This window comes from Sediminibacterium salmoneum NBRC 103935, assembly GCF_000511175.1.
GTDB classification, from domain to species: Bacteria; Bacteroidota; Bacteroidia; order Chitinophagales; family Chitinophagaceae; genus Sediminibacterium; species Sediminibacterium salmoneum.
Window position 1 is genome coordinate 968917 of sequence record NZ_KI866530.1, and the last position, 16113, is coordinate 985029.

Here is a 16113-nt window from a genome sequence, read left to right on the forward strand (position 1 = left end):
GTTGGAGATTTCTCCTCCAAATCCGAGAGCTTCACGATTAATTGCAAGGTCAATATCTTCTGAAAACCTTTGGATAAGTTTCCAACTTTTACTCAATGAAGTGCCCCCTTTGAAAACAATATCTTTTGCAATTGGTGTATTGAATATTGCTTTTAATGCTACGGTTACCCACAAATCTTTTTCAACAGCGTTATTAAGTGCCTTCAATCTTGCAGATGCTTCATCCAATATTATTCGCTTTCGCTCATTAGTTTGTTCTATCCATTTCATGGTGTTGTTCTTTGATAATTGTCAGCAAATAATCGTGAATCTTTGCAGGTGCCAGTTTTAAATCGTGTTCTAATAATTCATTATCCTCCTTTTGAACTAACTTCCGTATACGCCTATACATATCACTATCGATATCTTTAAGGTTAATATCTTCAAGTGCTCTGATAAGCAACCCGCTATATTTTCCTTTGTATGCAAACTTTTTAGGGGTAGTCGGCTTGAAAATAATTGTCCCTTCGCCAATATGTATTGTTCTTCGCGCACCATCAGTCAAGTAAACTGCGTTCATGGGAATTTGTGTAGAGAGACCTAATTGATTGAGTGCTGTAGACCCTGTAGGGAGAATCCTGACTTGTTCTCTTGCTGCAATTGCTTTAGCAATTTTTTCCATCGAAGGCGTCAACTTTCCCAATTCCTCATCATATTGAGGCAAATAATAAATTCCATGACCTAGACGCTCAATTATTCCTTCATGTGTTAGCCGAGATAACACAAGCTTAATTGCATTCTCAGACCCAGCTCCACGAAAGTCTGAAGGGAACAAAATTGTCCCAGGATTGAGCTCCTTAATATGGTTTTCTATGTATTTACTTGCAGAAATCATGACACAAATATACGCAAAAAGGTGTCAAATCAAAAATTTATGACATAATTCTATGCAAATAAGTGTCGTAATTATTAGGAAAACAGCTATATCTTGTTCTTGAAATTGTTGCCTTCTGAAAACAAAAGAAGACCAATCTTTCAATTGATCTTCTCCTTTGTCGGGACGACAAGATTTGAACTTGCGACCCCACGCCCCCCAGACGTGTGCGCTACCGGGCTGCGCTACGTCCCGAACTCTCATTCATTTGTTGAATGGGGTGCAAATATAGGGCTAAAAGAAATTTTCAAGCTATATTGCATAAAATTTTCAACTACTGCATGAATATTCTACTAAAGCAGGTGCTGATTAAACGACCCCCATCCTCTTACCACGGACAAGTACAAGACATTTTAATTGTAGATAATAAGATTCAGAAAATAGGTGCACAATTAACTACTGATAACGCAACCATTGTGCAGGAAGATGGACTGGAAATTTCTGCCGGATGGGTAGATTGTTTTGCGCATTTTGGAGACCCGGGTTTTGAGTTCAATGAAACTTTTGCTTCAGGTGCTGCTGCAGCGGCGGCAGGTGGTTACACCAGGGTTTTTACTTTACCCAATACAAAACCGGTAACGGATAATAAGTCACTGGTAGAATATGCAGCTGGTCAATCCAGACACTTGCCGGTTACCATTCATCCACTGGGTGCCATTACACAAAAAACAGAAGGCAAGGAACTGGCAGAAATGTATGATATGCGTAACAGCGGTGCCATTGCTTTTACGGATGGATTATCTCCAGTTCAATCAGCTGGCTTATTGGTTAAAGCACTTCAATATGTTAAAGCTTTTGATGGCGTAATTATTCAAATGCCCATTGACAAAAGTATTGGCCATACCGGCTTAATGAATGAAGGGATTATATCCACGCAATTGGGTTTACCAGGCTTACCGGATATTGCGGAAATCAGTATGCTGAAGAGAGATATTGACTTGGTACGCTACAGCGGATCCCGTATGCATTTTACCGGTATCACTACTAAAACTTCCCTGGATTTAATTAGGGCAGCCAAACAGGAAGGTTTGGCCATTACCTGCAGTGTAACACCTTATCATTTATTTTTCTGCGATGAAGACCTGCAAGGATATGATACCAACTTAAAAGTGAATCCTCCATTAAGAGGCCGAAAAGATATGATGGCGCTAAGAGAAGGTATTTTAGATGGCACCATTGATTGTATTGCTTCTCATCATTTTCCCCAGGACTGGGATCACAAAACCTGTGAATTTGAATATGCCAAATTTGGCATGAATGCGCTGGAGAGTGTATTTGCTGGTTTCAACCATTTATTCCCTACCCTTCCCAAAGAAAGACTGGTTGAATTATTTTCACTGAATGTCCGTAATATTTTTGGCATTCCGGTTACTCATATTCAGGAAAACTCAATTGCGGAGATTACCCTTTATAACCGGAACAAAGAGGCCATTTTAGAAAAGCATCAGGTAAAAAGTAAATCACACAACAATGCATTTTTGAATAAACCCTTACAGGGAAAGGTTTGGGGAACTTTCTGCAACGGTCAATTAACCACTAACTAACAAATTATTTTATGAAAGCAAATCTAATTAATGAAGGTGCCAAATATGGCGTTATCTGCGGCTTATCCGCTGTGCTATTGATGTATGGAAGCTGGGCTGTAGACGTTACTACTTTTACAAACGTAATGTTTGCTTCAACCTTCATCCCTTATATGATTATCATTTTATTGATGGGTGGCTTTGCAGTAAGAAAGCAAAATGGCGGATACCTGAGTTTTCAGGAAGGATTAAAATTTAACTTTTTAGCCTATGCTGTTGCTGCCTTAATCATTGCAGTTGCTACTTATATCCTGTATAATTTAATTGACTCTACCCTAACAGAAAAATCGGCACAGATTGGTTTGGAAAAAACCAGGGCTATGATGGAAAAATTTGGTGCATCCGAGGAAGACATTGAAAAGCAGATGGCTACTTCTGCAGAAAGTATGAAAAAGACGGGCCTGAAGGAAATTATCATGGGTACCGGTTTAGGATTAATTTGGGATTTCATCAAGTCACTTTTACTTACTTTAGTGATTCGCAAGGAAGAAAAATTTGAAGATCAATAATATTGCATGCAGCTATCTATTGTAGTACCTCTGTTTAATGAAGAAGAGTCCCTGCCTGAATTGTGCAGCTGGATTAAATCGGTTGTAGATCAACACAGCTATACCTATGAAGTATTACTAATTGACGACGGCAGCAGAGACGATAGCTGGAAAGTAATTCAAAACATAGCTGCCAGCAACCCGAATGTCAAAGGGATTAAATTTCAGCGGAACTACGGTAAATCGGCTGCACTGAACGAAGGATTCAAAGCTGCACAAGGTGATGTAGTCATCACCATGGATGCCGATATGCAGGACTCTCCCGACGAAATTCCGGCACTGTATAAAATGATTGTGGAAGATGGGTACGATATGGTGAGTGGCTGGAAAAAGAAACGCTTCGACAATACACTTACCAAGAATATCCCTTCCAAACTATTTAATGCAGTTGCCAGAAAAAGTTCCGGCATCAAACTGCACGACTTCAATTGTGGATTAAAAGCCTACAAAAAGAAAGTAGTAAAATGCATTGAGGTTTTTGGCGAAATGCATCGATATATACCTGTACTGGCCAAGTGGAGCGGGTTCAGAAAAATCGGAGAAAAAGTAGTGGAACACAGACCCAGAAAATATGGCACCACCAAATTTGGCTGGGATCGTTTTATCAATGGTTTTTTAGACCTAGGCACCATTATGTTCCTGGGAAAGTTTGGTAAAAAGCCCATGCAGTTTTTTGGCTTGTACGGAACCCTTGCTTTTTTAATAGGGTTTATTACAAGCGGATATTTAATGGTATCCAAAATTCTGGATCCTGAAGTAGGCATCACCAATAAACCCGCTTTTTATATTGCATTAGCTATCATGATTATTGGTATGCAATTATTCCTGACAGGGTTTGTGGCAGAACTGGTTGCCCGTAATGCTTCTGAAAGAAATGTATATTTAATAGAAGAAAAACTGGGTTTGGAAGAAGCCTGATAACAGCCCATGAAAAAAGAGCTGATTTTAATAGGAACCACCTGGCCTTTCAGAAGTGGTGGTATTGCTTCTTTTAATGAAAGACTGGCAAGGGAATTTCAGACACAGGGTTATACCGTTACCATTTACACTTTCTCACTGCAGTATCCCTCTTTTTTATTCCCGGGCAAATCACAATACAGCAGTGATCCTGCACCAAGCGATTTAACCATACATGTCAAAATCAATTCCATCAATCCTTTTAACTGGATCTGGATGGGTTTTGTGATTGCCAGAAAAAAAGCGCCATTGATATTGGTTCGTTTCTGGCTGCCTTTTATGGGACCTTGTCTGGGAACGATTCTGCGCATCATTAGGTGGAATGGAGTTTCTAAAGTTATTTGTATTGCAGACAATGTAATTCCACATGAAAAACGTTTCGGAGACAAATGGTTTACTAAATATTTCATAGGGGCGGTGGATGCATTAATTACCATGAGTAAAAAAGTGCACCAGGATCTGCTAAGTTTTACGAATAAACAAGCGATTATCTGCCCCCACCCTTTGTATGATAATTTTGGATCCATTCTGTCCAAAGAAGTTGCCAGAAAACAGCTGGGGCTACCCGCACAAGAGAGGATTGTATTGTTTTTTGGCTTTATCAGAAAATACAAGGGACTGGATCTTTTAATAAAAGCCATCCAGCTGTTAAAGCTTAAAAACGAAGCCAATGACAAACCTCCTGTGAAACTGATAATTGCCGGAGAATTTTATGATGAAGCAGAAACCTATCAAAACCTCATTACTGAATTAGGACTATCCGATTATATTTATTCGTTCACGAATTTTATTCCCTCAGAACAGGTACAATATTACCTGAGTGCCTGTGATTTTGTGATTCAACCCTATCGGAATGCAACCCAGAGCGGGGTTACACCATTGGCTTATCACTTTGAAAAACCCATGCTGGTAACCAATGTAGGGGCATTACCCGATATGATACGGGCAGATAAAAGTGGTTTGGTAGCTGAACCTAACCCGGAAAGTATTGCAGCAGGGATTGAAGAATTATATTTGCAGGGCGAAGATTTTTATTTATCCGAACTTCGCAAGGGAAAGAAAAAATACCAATGGGATCAGCTGGTTCATGCTATTGTTGATCTTACCAAATAATACAAATGATGTTAGAACGTATTAACCATATCATTTCCGAATCCATACAGGTTAAGCAAAGCGTATTGAGCAATGCTGCATTGTTAGAACAGATTGCCGGTGTTGTGGATGCGGTAACCAATGCCTTTAAGAATGGACATAAAGTACAGTTTTGTGGTAATGGGGGAAGCGCGGCTGATGCACAGCATTTGGCGGCTGAATTTTCCGGTAGATTCTATAAAAACAGAAGGGCATTGCCTTCGGATGCATTGCACTGCAATAGCTCTTATTTAACAGCAGTAGCCAATGATTACGGATACGACGAAGTGTATAGCAGACTGGTAGAAGGTACCATGCAAGCGGGTGATGTATTAATGGGGCTTAGTACATCCGGCAATTCGCCCAATATTGTAAAAGCATTTGAAACAGCAAGAGCCAAAAATATTATTACCGTAGGATTTACCGGAAATGGAGGTGGCAAACTGGGAGAACTCTCTCATTTTCTGCTGGATATTCCTTCTAACAATACACCCCGTATTCAGGAAAGCCATATCATGATTGGTCATATTATTTGCGAACTGGTGGAAGCCAATTTATTCCCTTAAGATGTTTTCATTAGAAGAGATTGGCGAAGACTGGACCCTATTTTTAGACAGGGATGGCGTTCTAAACCATGAGAAAAAAGAAGACTATATACGCAACGCTTCAGAGTTTCATTTTTATGAACAGGTTCCGGAAGCGGTTGCATTATTAAACCGTTATTTCAAACGCATCATAATAGCCACTAACCAGAAAGGAATTGGCAAAGCCCTGATGACAGTGAACGATCTCAATGCAATTCACCAATATATGTTGCAAGAGATTGAAAAAGCAGGTGGTGAAATCAGTAAGATTTATTTTTGTCCTGATTTGGCAGATAATTCCCCCAACCGAAAACCCCAACCAGGCATGGCTTTTCAGGCCAAGGCCGATTTCCCTGATATTGATTTTAACAAGTGTATCATGGTGGGGAACAGAATGAGTGATATGAAATTCGGCAGAAACGCAGGTATGCATACCGTGTTTTTGTCCACTACCCATCCGGAAACCCCTTTCCCGGATTCCATGATTGACGCACGTTTTAACAGCCTGTTTGAATTTGCACAAGCCTGTGCAAACGCAAAAAAATGATAAAATTTTCGGGAGGGCTTTGACTGGATTGAATTATTGGTATTTTGCTGTATGATTTTGAGAAGCATCCTTACCATTTTCATTTTTTCTTTCTTGGTATTCAGCCACCAACGGTTATTGGCGCAAACACCCGCAAACAAAGCGATTCTGACAACAGCAGAAACGAACTTAACCAGCTTTGCATTTACCATTTTAAATGCAGAAGACACGGAAGAAAGACTAAGAGCGGATAGTTTTTTTACGAGGCAATTGGTGCAGGCATTAAGAACGCCCTACTCTTTTCACTACCCATTTGATTCTTTAAAAACCATTTCCAGAATCTATGCACCTGATAGCAGTTTCAGAATCATCACCTGGCAACTCATGAAGGATTTCAGTTATTACCGTTACAAGGGCGCCATTCAAATGAACACCAAAGACGGATCATTAAAACTGATTCCTTTGTACGATGGCACTGATTTTACCGAAAACCCCTACGATTCAGTACGCACCAATCAAAACTGGATTGGGGCAGTGTATTATAATATTATTCAGAAAGAATACAACAACAAGAAATACTATACGCTGTTGGGCTATGATGAAAACGATGCCAGGAGTACGCGTAAATGGATTGAAGTATTGCATTTTGACCAACAAGGCAATCCCTTGTTTGGCGGAAAATTTTTCAGCTATCCCAACGATATCATTAAGCCGAAACAACCCGTAAGTCGATTCTGTCTGGAGTTTAAAAAGCAGGCCAATGCCAAATTAAATTACGATGCCAAACTAAACCGCATTGTATTTGCCAAACTGGCAAGCGAATCCAATGAGCCTTCTAAAAAGCACACACTGGTTCCCTATGGCACCGTGGAAGGGTTTAAATGGGAATATGGCCGATGGGTATATATACCGGAATACGAAGCTGTTGAACCCGATTGAGGCAATCAACCAAGGCCTTATCAAGGACCGCTAATCTAACTTCAAAACAGCAAGGAATGCTTCCTGAGGAATCTCTACGTTTCCAATCTGGCGCATTCTTTTCTTACCCTCTTTCTGCTTTTCCAATAGCTTACGTTTACGGCTGATATCACCACCATAACATTTGGCAGTAACGTCTTTGCGGATGGCACTGATGTTTTCACGTGCTACCACTTTTGCACCAATGGCCGCCTGAATGGCGATCTGGAATTGCTGACGAGGCAACAACTCTTTCAGTTTTTCGCAAAGTTTTCTTCCGAAATCGGTAGCCCTGCTCCTGTGAATCAATGCACTCAAGGCATCCACTTTTTCACTGTTCAGTAGAATATCCATTTTTACAATATCTGCTTCGCGCTGATCTATCGGGCTGTAATCAAAAGAAGCATAGCCCCTGGTAGAACTCTTTAATTTATCGTAGAAATCAAAAACAATTTCAGTTAAAGGCATTTCAAAAATCAATTCAACACGGGTAGGTGTTAAATAGCTTTGGTTAATTAAGATACCACGCTTACCCAAACATAAGGTCATGATATTCCCAATGTAATCAGGCAGGGTTATTATTTGTGCTTTGATAAAGGGTTCTTCTATCCGATCAATCTTAACCTGGTCAGGCATTTCAACCGGATTGTTCACCAATATTTTTTCACCACGTGTAGTATATGCGGTGAAGCTTACGTTGGGAACCGTTGTAATTACGGTTTGATTGAATTCTCTTTCTAAACGCTCCTGTATAATCTCCATATGCAACAGCCCCAGGAATCCGCATCGGAAACCGAAGCCCAGCGCCTGTGAAGTTTCCAGCTCAAAGGTTAAGGAAGCATCGTTCAACTGCAGTTTGTCCATGCAGTCTCTTAGCTCTTCAAACTCATCGGTATTTACCGGGAAAATACCCGCAAATACCATGGGCTTTACTTCTTCAAAACCATTGATCATCTCGCCGGGGTTATTCGCCAATGTAAGCGTATCCCCTACTTTTACCTCTTTTGCATTCTTGATACCGGTAATAATATAACCCACATCGCCGGCAGATACCTGGTCTTTAGGTGTCATATTCAATTTCAGAACCCCTACTTCATCGGCTATATAATCTTTTCCTGTGGCAACAAAACGAATCTTGTCTCCTTTACGAAGGGTTCCGTTCATGATTCTGTAGTAAATAATAATACCACGGAAACTATTGTATACACTGTCAAAAATCAATGCCTGTAAGGGCGCATCCACACTGCCTTCCGGAGCAGGAATACGCTCACAGATGGCTTGCAAAATTTCCTCAATACCAATGCCCGATTTACCGCTGGCCAACAAAATATCTTCCTGCTTGCAGCCTATCAGATCTATGATCTGGTCGGTCACTTCCGGAATCTTGGCACCATCCATATCAATCTTATTAATTACCGGAATAATTTCCAGGTCATTGTCGATGGCTAAGTATAAGTTACTGATGGTCTGTGCCTGAATCCCCTGAGAAGCATCCACCAGCAACAAAGCGCCTTCACAGGCAGCCAGTGCACGGCTTACTTCATAACTGAAATCTACGTGTCCGGGGGTATCAATTAAATTGAGTACGTATTGCTCTCCCTTATGAGTATAATTAATTTGAATGGCGTGGCTCTTGATAGTAATACCTTTTTCGCGCTCCAGATCCATATCATCGAGTACCTGGTTCATCATCTCACGCTCTCCCACCGTTTTGGTATGTTCCAGTAAACGATCCGCCAATGTGCTCTTCCCGTGGTCAATATGGGCTATAATACAAAAGTTCCTGATATGTTTCATAAGTGTGCAAAGATAGGTCTGCGAAGCTTAATTCAATGACAATTCAAACACAAGTTGTTAATTTTGCGTATGCAAACGGCCATTGGCACAGATATTACAATAGCAGCAGCGTTTTTACAAGCAGGTGAACTGGTGGCCATTCCCACAGAAACCGTCTATGGTTTGGCTGCAAACGCATTGGATCCGGCAGCTGTGGCCAAAATATACGCAGCTAAAAATCGCCCCAGTTTTAATCCCCTGATATTACACCTTGCTAACACCAATCAGATTACCGATTACGCAGAGGCAGATGAAATGAGCCTGAAACTGGCCCAACATTTTATGCCTGGTCCTTTGACTTTGTTATTGCCTAAAAAAAGCAATGTGCCGGATATCACTACTGCCGGCAGTAATAAAGTGGCCATCAGAGTGCCTGATCAACCCTTGACCTTATCGCTGTTGAGCAAGTTGGCATTTCCGCTGGCGGCACCAAGCGCCAACCCTTCAGGTTATATCAGCCCAACCAATGCCCATCATGTAATGGATGGACTCCATGGTAAAATCCCCTATATTCTGGATGGCGGAAATACCAAAGTGGGATTGGAATCAACGATTTGTGAAGTAGCCGATAATTTAATAATCTTACACAGAGCGGGAAGCGTTACCGCTGAGGAACTGGCTGCTTTTAGCGGGCTTGAAGTGGTGAACAGAACTGAGCAACACCCACAAGAGATTGTGCAGAATGGTGCAGAAAACCAACCGGCAACCCCCGGTCAACTCAAGAGTCACTATGCACCTCATACCCCATTGTACATTGGGAATATTGCGCAATTATTACAAGAACATGCGGGCAAAAAAATAGCGGTGATCAGTCTGGATACAGACTATGCAGGAGCAACTAATTTTAAATTGGCGCCTGACCATCAACTCTCAACAGCAGCCAGCCAACTGTTTTCAACGCTTAGAAAAATTGATCAATCAAACTTCGACCTCATTCTTTCAGAAATATTTCCCAACGAAGGAATTGGCGTTGCTATCAACGACCGGATCGGCAGAGCGCAATTTATTTTAAAATAAAAATCCCGATTACGGTCGGCAATCGGGATTCAGGATGTATTGATTAATCTCTATTTCAATGCATTGATAATAGCCACAAACTCGTCGGCAATTAAAGAAGCACCCCCTACTAAACCACCGTCCACATCGGGCTGTGCAAACAATTCTACTGCATTGCTGGCTTTTACACTACCGCCATACAAAATAGAAATCTGATCTGCCGTTTCTTTTCCATATTGATGTGCTAATTCCGCACGAATAAATGCATGCATTTCCTGCGCCTGATCACTGCTGGCTGTTTTGCCGGTACCAATGGCCCAGATGGGTTCATAAGCAATGACTACTTTGGTTATATCAGCAGCATGTAAATGAAACAGAGACTCTTTCAACTGAGTGCCCACAAATTCATTTTGCGTACCCGCTTCCCGAATTTGCAAAGGCTCTCCGCAACAAAAAATGGGTGTTACACCATTACCTAAACAGATATCTATTTTTTCTGCAAGGAACTGGTTGCTCTCGTTAAAATACTCTCTTCTTTCAGAGTGACCCAATACCACATAATGCACCCCAATAGACTGCAACATTTCTACAGAAATTTCACCGGTATAGGCTCCGCTTTTTTTGCTGTAACAGTTTTGAGCAGCCACTGCTACCCTTTCTTTATTTCCTAATTTTTCCTGTGCCATCATTAAATAAGGAGCCGGCACAGCAAATATGGCTTGCTGATTTTCTTTTAACGAATGGGGTTTTACCAACAGGTCGTTAATCAATTGTTCACCTTGCTGTAAGGTAAGATTCATCTTCCAGTTGGCTGCTGCGATTTGCTTTCTCATAATTGCTTGTTGTTTGTATAAATATATTGTAGAACGTTTATTTCTTCCTGAGACATTTCCAGTCCCTTTAATCCTTTCCAGTTATTGATATCATGAATGGCCGATTCAATCTGGTACTCTTTCCCTTTTAATCCAAAACTAAAATGCGGAATGGAACTATGCAGAAGACCCTCTCCAAATACATTACAGCTCACGCCAATCATAGATCCCGTGTTGAGGCTGGAGTTAATGGCCACCCTGGAATAATCTCCCATAATGACCCCGCATTTCTGACCAACAGAAACATATTCATTCAGTCCCAGGCTGAATATTTTAATGGTACCCGCAGAATTTTTCAGATTGCTATTGCTGCTACCCGCCCCCATATTGCACCATTCCCCAATAACTGCGTCTCCCAAATATCCATCGTGTGCTTTATTGGAGTAACCCATCATCACTGCATTTTTTATTTCACCCCCACCCATGCAATAGGGTCCCAATGTGGTTCCACCGTAAATGCGGCTGTTCATTTTAACTACTGAATTATAACCAATGGAAAAAGGGCCACGGATACTGGAACCTTCCATTATCTCTGCTTTCTTCCCAATATAAATAGGTCCTGTACTGGCATTTAATGTACAGTACTGCAAACGGGCACCAGGTTCAATAAAAATCTGATCATCCCCTATTGCATTCACAGAAGCAGGAATGGGCATGGACTTTCTGCCCTCGGTAACCCATTTAAAATCTTTTCGAATCATGGCATCATTAATCTGCATGATTTCCCATGGAAAACGAATGCGTTGTACACTGGTAACTTTATTAGCCTGTGTAAAATAGACCGAGGTATCGGAGGGATTAAAACTGTTGAATGCAATGACCGCTTTCCCTGCCACCAATCCCTGTTCATCCATTAGACAATCGCCGTTTTGAAGCGATTGTATTTGTGCAATCAAGGCATCATCCGGAATAACAGACGCATCAATCCATAAAGAAGCATCTGCTGCAGCATCGGCGTGAAGCAGAGAGGCATTGGAACTTGCATACAAGCCCTGTAAGTAGGGTGCTGTATGAATGGCAGCGGGTTGCTTCAGCAACAGTTCCCATCGCTCCTGAATACGCATTAAACCAAAATGAAAATGAGACAGCGCTTTGGTAGTGGAAAGCGGTGCCAGTAAATTCCTGTAAGAGGGATCAAATAGGATTACAGCCATACACAAATGTAGCCAAAACCCAATAGAGTTTTATTTGTAACTTGCGACCTCAAACCTTATAAATTTTCACCTATGAGTATTGGTACATTTTCATACCCGATGCCGATTAACGAACCGGTTCAGCAATTTGCACCAGGAAGTGCGGAGAAAGCAGCTTTGAAAAAAGCTTTAGCCGAAGCCAAGAAAAAACAACTGGATATCCCTATGTATATAGGTGGTAAAGCAGTAAGAACAGACAAAAAAGTAGCGATTCATCCACCACATGAATTGTCTCATACATTAGGTCACTTCAATGCAGGGGAAGAAAAACATGCGCACCAGGCCATTGCAGCAGCATTACAGGCAAAGGATAAATGGGCTGCCCTTAGCTGGGAAAACAGAGCACATATCTTTTTGAAAGCAGCAGATTTATTAGCTACCAAATACCGCTATCAAATGCTGGCTGCTACTATGCTGGGACAAAGTAAAAATGCATTTCAGGCAGAAATCGACAGCACCTGCGAATTGATTGACTTCCTGCGTTTCAATGTGCATTTCCTAAGTGAAATTTATAAGCAACAGCCTATTTCCGCTCCTGGCATGCACAATCGTTTGGAGTGGCGTCCTTTGGAAGGATTTGTACTGGCTGTAACTCCTTTTAACTTCACTGCTATCGGAGGTAATTTGCCTACTTCTGCTGCCATGTGTGGTAACGTAGTGGTTTGGAAGCCTGCCAATACACAGATTTATTCTGCACAGTTGTTCATGCGCATTTTAAAAGAAGCAGGATTACCGGATGGGGTAATCAACCTTATTTACGTTGATGGACCAACCATTGGTAAAGTTTGCTTCTCTCACAGAGATTTTGCAGGGGTTCACTTTACCGGATCTACTGGTGTTTTCAATAATATGTGGAAGACCATTGGTGAAAATATGGGCATCTACAGAACCTACCCAAGAATTGTGGGTGAAACAGGGGGTAAAGACTTTGTAGTAGCTCATAAATCTGCTGATGTAGATGCAGTGGTTACTGCATTGGCAAGAGGCGCTTTTGAGTTCCAGGGACAGAAATGTTCTGCTGCATCCAGAGCCTATATTCCAAGCAACCTGGCAGATGAAATTGTAAAGAAACTGGTTGCTGCCGTAAATACCATGAAAGTGGGTACCGTTGAAGATTTCACCAATTTTGTGAATGCAGTTATTGACGAAAAAGCCTACAACAGCATCACCCGTTATATCATTAACGCGAAGAAAAATAAAAAAGTGAAAATTGTTGCCGGAGGTAATTTCAGTAAAACCAAAGGTTACTTTATTGAGCCTACTGTTATTGTTACCAAGGATCCTAAATCGGTTACCATGTGCGAAGAAATTTTCGGACCAGTGTTAACCATTTATGTATACCCTGCAGAACAATTTGAAAAGACGTTACAATTGGTAGACAGTACTTCACCTTACGCATTAACGGGTGCAATACTTTCGCAAGACAGAGCGGCAGTAGAACTGGCAACCAATATGCTAAGAAATGCAGCTGGTAATTTCTATATCAACGATAAACCAACCGGAGCCGTTGTAGGACAGCAGCCTTTTGGTGGTGCAAGAGCATCCGGCACCAATGATAAGGCCGGTAGTGCATTGAACCTTTACAGATGGTTAAGTGCCCGTACCATTAAGGAGACCTATAATCCACCGGTACATTATGGCTATCCGTTTTTACTGGAAGCTTAATGAATATTGATCTTTTGATCCGAAAGGTTCAAATACGAAAGAGGCTGCTAAAATTAGCAGCCTCTTTTCTTTACCCAACAAACCTAACCTTCACTAAACTTATTTTGGTAATACTACAGTGTCAATTACGTGAATCACTCCGTTACCCGCTTTTAAATCAGCAGCCACAACGGTTGCTACTCCGCCATTTTCATCGGTCAAGGTAACTTTGCCCTCTTTCAATGTTACAGTTAAAGAATTACCAGCAACAGTTTTTACTACTGCTTTTCCTTTACCGTCTTTAATTGCCTTTACTACTGCCGCTGCATCCAGGTTTCCCGCAACCACGTGGTAGGTTAACACTTTTGCCAAAGTAGCTTTGTTTTCTGGCTTTAATAAGTTAGCCACTGTTCCTGCAGTTAGTTTGTCAAATGCTGCATTTACCGGAGCAAATACGGTAAACGGTCCAGCACTTTGTAAAGTTCCTACCAGGTCAGCTGCTTTAACAGCGGCTACCAATGTTGAATGATCCTTAGAAGCTACAGCTATGTCCACAACTGTGTTCTGTGCACTTACATTTCCGAATAATCCCATCAGGGCAACCATTGTTAAGGTTAAAATGCGCATTTTCATAAATTTTTTGTTTAATTTTTTATATCTAACTCATAAACAAGAAAAAGGTTTTAAGCGATGGCTAATTTTAGGGATGAATGGTAGCTATGTTGAGTAATTGGAGTACAATTTTCTAATTGCCTTGCACAAATTCAATACCTGATTTATTCGCATTTTAATTTCCCTACTCAATCAACTTTTTTTAAGCAAGGCTTGTTAATTCATAAAGTAAAATCATATGGCTTATCCGAATCTGGTACTGGTAGATGTGTTAAGACAAACGGCTCAGCAATTGGCCAATGGTGCTCCATATGCATGGGGAAATCATGGTGCCTGCAACTGTGGTAACTTACTGCAGGTGGTAGCCAATGTAAGTAAGGAAGAAATATTAACCTATGCTCATACAGGTTTTGGAGAATGGACCGAGTTGGCAGAAGAATTTTGCCCGGTGAGCAATACCCCCGTAAACCTATTGATTAAAAAGCTTACAGATATTGGTTTAACACCTTCTGATATTCATCACCTGGAATATTTAGATGACAGAGCTGTTCTGGATCAATTACCCGGAGGATTCCGCTGGCTGAAGCGGAATGTAAGGGAAGATGTTATTCTTTATTTCTACACATTTGCGGATATTTTAGAGGAACAATACCTCAGCTCCATTCGTATCCCATATCCTCCTGAAGAACATAGGGTTGGGGAATATGCCGGGTAGGGAACTATCAAGGATAACCCCTATATTTGCCATCAAAATTTTGAAAAGTGTCTACAAAGTTTTCTAAAGAAACCTACCTCTATTGGTATGAGCTAATGCAATTGATTCGCCAGTTCGAATTAAAAGCCGAAGAAATGTATAAAATGGCAGGAAAAATCCGCGGATTTTTCCATGCTTATGTGGGCCAGGAAGCCATTGCAGCAGGTTGTATGACTGCTACACAGGCAGATGATCCATTCATCACGGCATATCGTGATCATGGATTGGCACTTGCTAAAGGTGTATCAGCCAATGCGTGTATGGCAGAATTATACGGTAAAGCTACCGGTTGCGCCAAGGGCAAAGGTGGCAGTATGCACTTCTTTAGTGTAGAACATAAATTTTTTGGAGGCCATGGAATCGTAGGTGCTCAGATAGGAACCGGAGCAGGATTGGCTTTTGCTGAAAAATACAGAGGCACACAGAATGTAGTACTTTGTTATTTTGGAGACGGAGCTGCCCGTCAGGGTATGTTACATGAAACCTTTAACCTGGCTATGCTTTGGAAATTGCCTGTAATTTTCATTTGCGAGAATAACAACTACGCAATGGGTACTTCCATTGAAAGAACCAGTAATGTAATTGATATTTATAAACTGGCTGATGCATACGAAATGCCTGCCGACAAGGTAGACGGCATGACAGCCGAATCCGTTCACGATGCAGTTGCAAGAGCGGTGAAAAGAGCAAGAGAAGGAGACGGACCTACCCTATTGGAAATGAAGACCTACCGATACAAAGGTCACTCTGTATCCGATCCTCAGAAATACAGATCCAAGGAAGAAGTTGAAGAATACAAAGACCAGGATCCTATTACCAAAGTAGCGGGTACTATTCTGGAGAATGGATTTGCTACTCAGGCAGAACTGGATGCCATTGATGCCAGAATTAATGCGATGGTTGATGAGTCGGTTCGTTTTGCAGAAGAAAGTCCATGGCCAGATGATGATGAAGTATTAAAAGACGTTTATATAGACCAGAACTATCCCTTTATTGTTGACTAATTT

The 16113-nt window shown here is 41.2% G+C and carries 17 protein-coding genes and 1 tRNA gene; 11 read left to right on the top strand and 7 right to left on the bottom strand.

The window, feature by feature from the left end; genetic code table 11:
- The 3 genes from P767_RS0104690 to P767_RS0104700 form a co-directional block, all read right to left on the bottom strand.
- The coding region (locus P767_RS0104690; protein ID WP_026763597.1) for a nucleotidyl transferase AbiEii/AbiGii toxin family protein at positions 1-270 on the bottom strand (270 nt) is incomplete at its 3' end.
- Positions 248-874, bottom strand: a complete 627-nt coding sequence (locus P767_RS0104695) for a DUF6088 family protein (RefSeq protein ID WP_026763598.1) — start codon at positions 872-874, stop codon at positions 248-250. The genes P767_RS0104695 and P767_RS0104690, both read right to left, overlap by 23 nt.
- A 160-nt stretch (positions 875-1034) precedes the next feature.
- Positions 1035-1108 (bottom strand) — tRNA-Pro (locus tag P767_RS0104700).
- Between the two features lie 86 nt (positions 1109-1194).
- Here P767_RS0104700 and P767_RS0104705 point away from each other — a divergent pair.
- The 7 genes from P767_RS0104705 to P767_RS17505 are packed head-to-tail and all read left to right on the top strand — an operon-like array spanning position 1195 to position 7181.
- Positions 1195-2457, top strand: a complete 1263-nt coding sequence (locus tag P767_RS0104705; protein ID WP_026763599.1) for a dihydroorotase — start codon at positions 1195-1197, stop codon at positions 2455-2457.
- A gap of 11 nt (positions 2458-2468) precedes the next feature.
- Positions 2469-3005: a DUF4199 domain-containing protein gene (locus tag P767_RS0104710; protein WP_026763600.1), complete on the top strand. Its 537-nt coding sequence runs from the start codon at positions 2469-2471 to the stop codon at positions 3003-3005.
- A gap of 6 nt (positions 3006-3011) precedes the next feature.
- Positions 3012-3962 (top strand): glycosyltransferase family 2 protein, encoded by a 951-nt coding sequence (locus P767_RS0104715; RefSeq protein ID WP_026763601.1) that lies wholly within the window; start codon positions 3012-3014, stop codon positions 3960-3962.
- 9 nt (positions 3963-3971) lie between these two features.
- The gene (locus tag P767_RS0104720; protein ID WP_026763602.1) at positions 3972-5114 is read left to right on the top strand and encodes a glycosyltransferase; all 1143 of its coding nucleotides are present in this window, start codon (positions 3972-3974) and stop codon (positions 5112-5114) included.
- 5 nt (positions 5115-5119) lie between these two features.
- Positions 5120-5698, top strand: a complete 579-nt coding sequence (locus P767_RS0104725) for a D-sedoheptulose-7-phosphate isomerase (RefSeq protein WP_316929603.1) — start codon at positions 5120-5122, stop codon at positions 5696-5698.
- A gap of 1 nt (position 5699) precedes the next feature.
- Entirely contained in the window at positions 5700-6263 is a 564-nt protein-coding gene (locus tag P767_RS15895) for a D-glycero-alpha-D-manno-heptose-1,7-bisphosphate 7-phosphatase (RefSeq protein WP_037351628.1), read from the top strand.
- A 51-nt stretch (positions 6264-6314) separates the two neighbouring features.
- Positions 6315-7181 carry a hypothetical protein gene (locus P767_RS17505; RefSeq protein WP_051417130.1) on the top strand — a complete coding sequence of 289 codons (867 nt, stop codon included), beginning with the start codon at positions 6315-6317 and terminating at the stop codon, positions 7179-7181.
- Positions 7182-7211: 30 nt separating this feature from the next.
- Here P767_RS17505 and lepA read toward each other — a convergent pair whose 3' ends face one another.
- The gene (gene lepA, locus P767_RS0104740; protein WP_026763604.1) at positions 7212-8996 is read right to left on the bottom strand and encodes a translation elongation factor 4; all 1785 of its coding nucleotides are present in this window, start codon (positions 8994-8996) and stop codon (positions 7212-7214) included.
- A gap of 69 nt (positions 8997-9065) precedes the next feature.
- On the opposite strand from lepA, the gene P767_RS0104745 reads away from it, so the two are divergent.
- Complete coding sequence (locus P767_RS0104745) at positions 9066-10052, top strand: L-threonylcarbamoyladenylate synthase (protein ID WP_037351629.1); 987 nt, start codon at positions 9066-9068, stop codon at positions 10050-10052.
- Between the two features lie 50 nt (positions 10053-10102).
- Here P767_RS0104745 and tpiA read toward each other — a convergent pair whose 3' ends face one another.
- Positions 10103-10864, bottom strand: a complete 762-nt coding sequence (tpiA, locus tag P767_RS0104750; protein WP_026763606.1) for a triose-phosphate isomerase — start codon at positions 10862-10864, stop codon at positions 10103-10105.
- The gene (locus P767_RS0104755) at positions 10861-12057 is read right to left on the bottom strand and encodes a putative sugar nucleotidyl transferase (RefSeq protein WP_026763607.1); all 1197 of its coding nucleotides are present in this window, start codon (positions 12055-12057) and stop codon (positions 10861-10863) included. Before P767_RS0104755 ends, tpiA begins: the two co-directional genes overlap by 4 nt.
- Positions 12058-12129: 72 nt before the next feature.
- On the opposite strand from P767_RS0104755, the gene pruA reads away from it, so the two are divergent.
- Complete coding sequence (pruA, locus tag P767_RS0104760) at positions 12130-13761, top strand: L-glutamate gamma-semialdehyde dehydrogenase (protein WP_026763608.1); 1632 nt, start codon at positions 12130-12132, stop codon at positions 13759-13761.
- A 99-nt stretch (positions 13762-13860) separates the two neighbouring features.
- Here the strand turns inward: pruA and P767_RS0104765 are convergent, their stop codons facing one another.
- The gene (locus P767_RS0104765; RefSeq protein ID WP_026763609.1) at positions 13861-14373 is read right to left on the bottom strand and encodes a fasciclin domain-containing protein; all 513 of its coding nucleotides are present in this window, start codon (positions 14371-14373) and stop codon (positions 13861-13863) included.
- A gap of 217 nt (positions 14374-14590) precedes the next feature.
- Here P767_RS0104765 and P767_RS0104770 point away from each other — a divergent pair, with 217 nt between their 5' ends.
- Both P767_RS0104770 and pdhA read left to right on the top strand, forming a co-directional pair.
- Complete coding sequence (locus P767_RS0104770) at positions 14591-15067, top strand: hypothetical protein (RefSeq protein WP_026763610.1); 477 nt, start codon at positions 14591-14593, stop codon at positions 15065-15067.
- A gap of 47 nt (positions 15068-15114) precedes the next feature.
- Positions 15115-16110, top strand: a complete 996-nt coding sequence (gene pdhA, locus P767_RS0104775) for a pyruvate dehydrogenase (acetyl-transferring) E1 component subunit alpha (RefSeq protein WP_026763611.1) — start codon at positions 15115-15117, stop codon at positions 16108-16110.
- Positions 16111-16113: the final 3 nt, after the last annotated feature.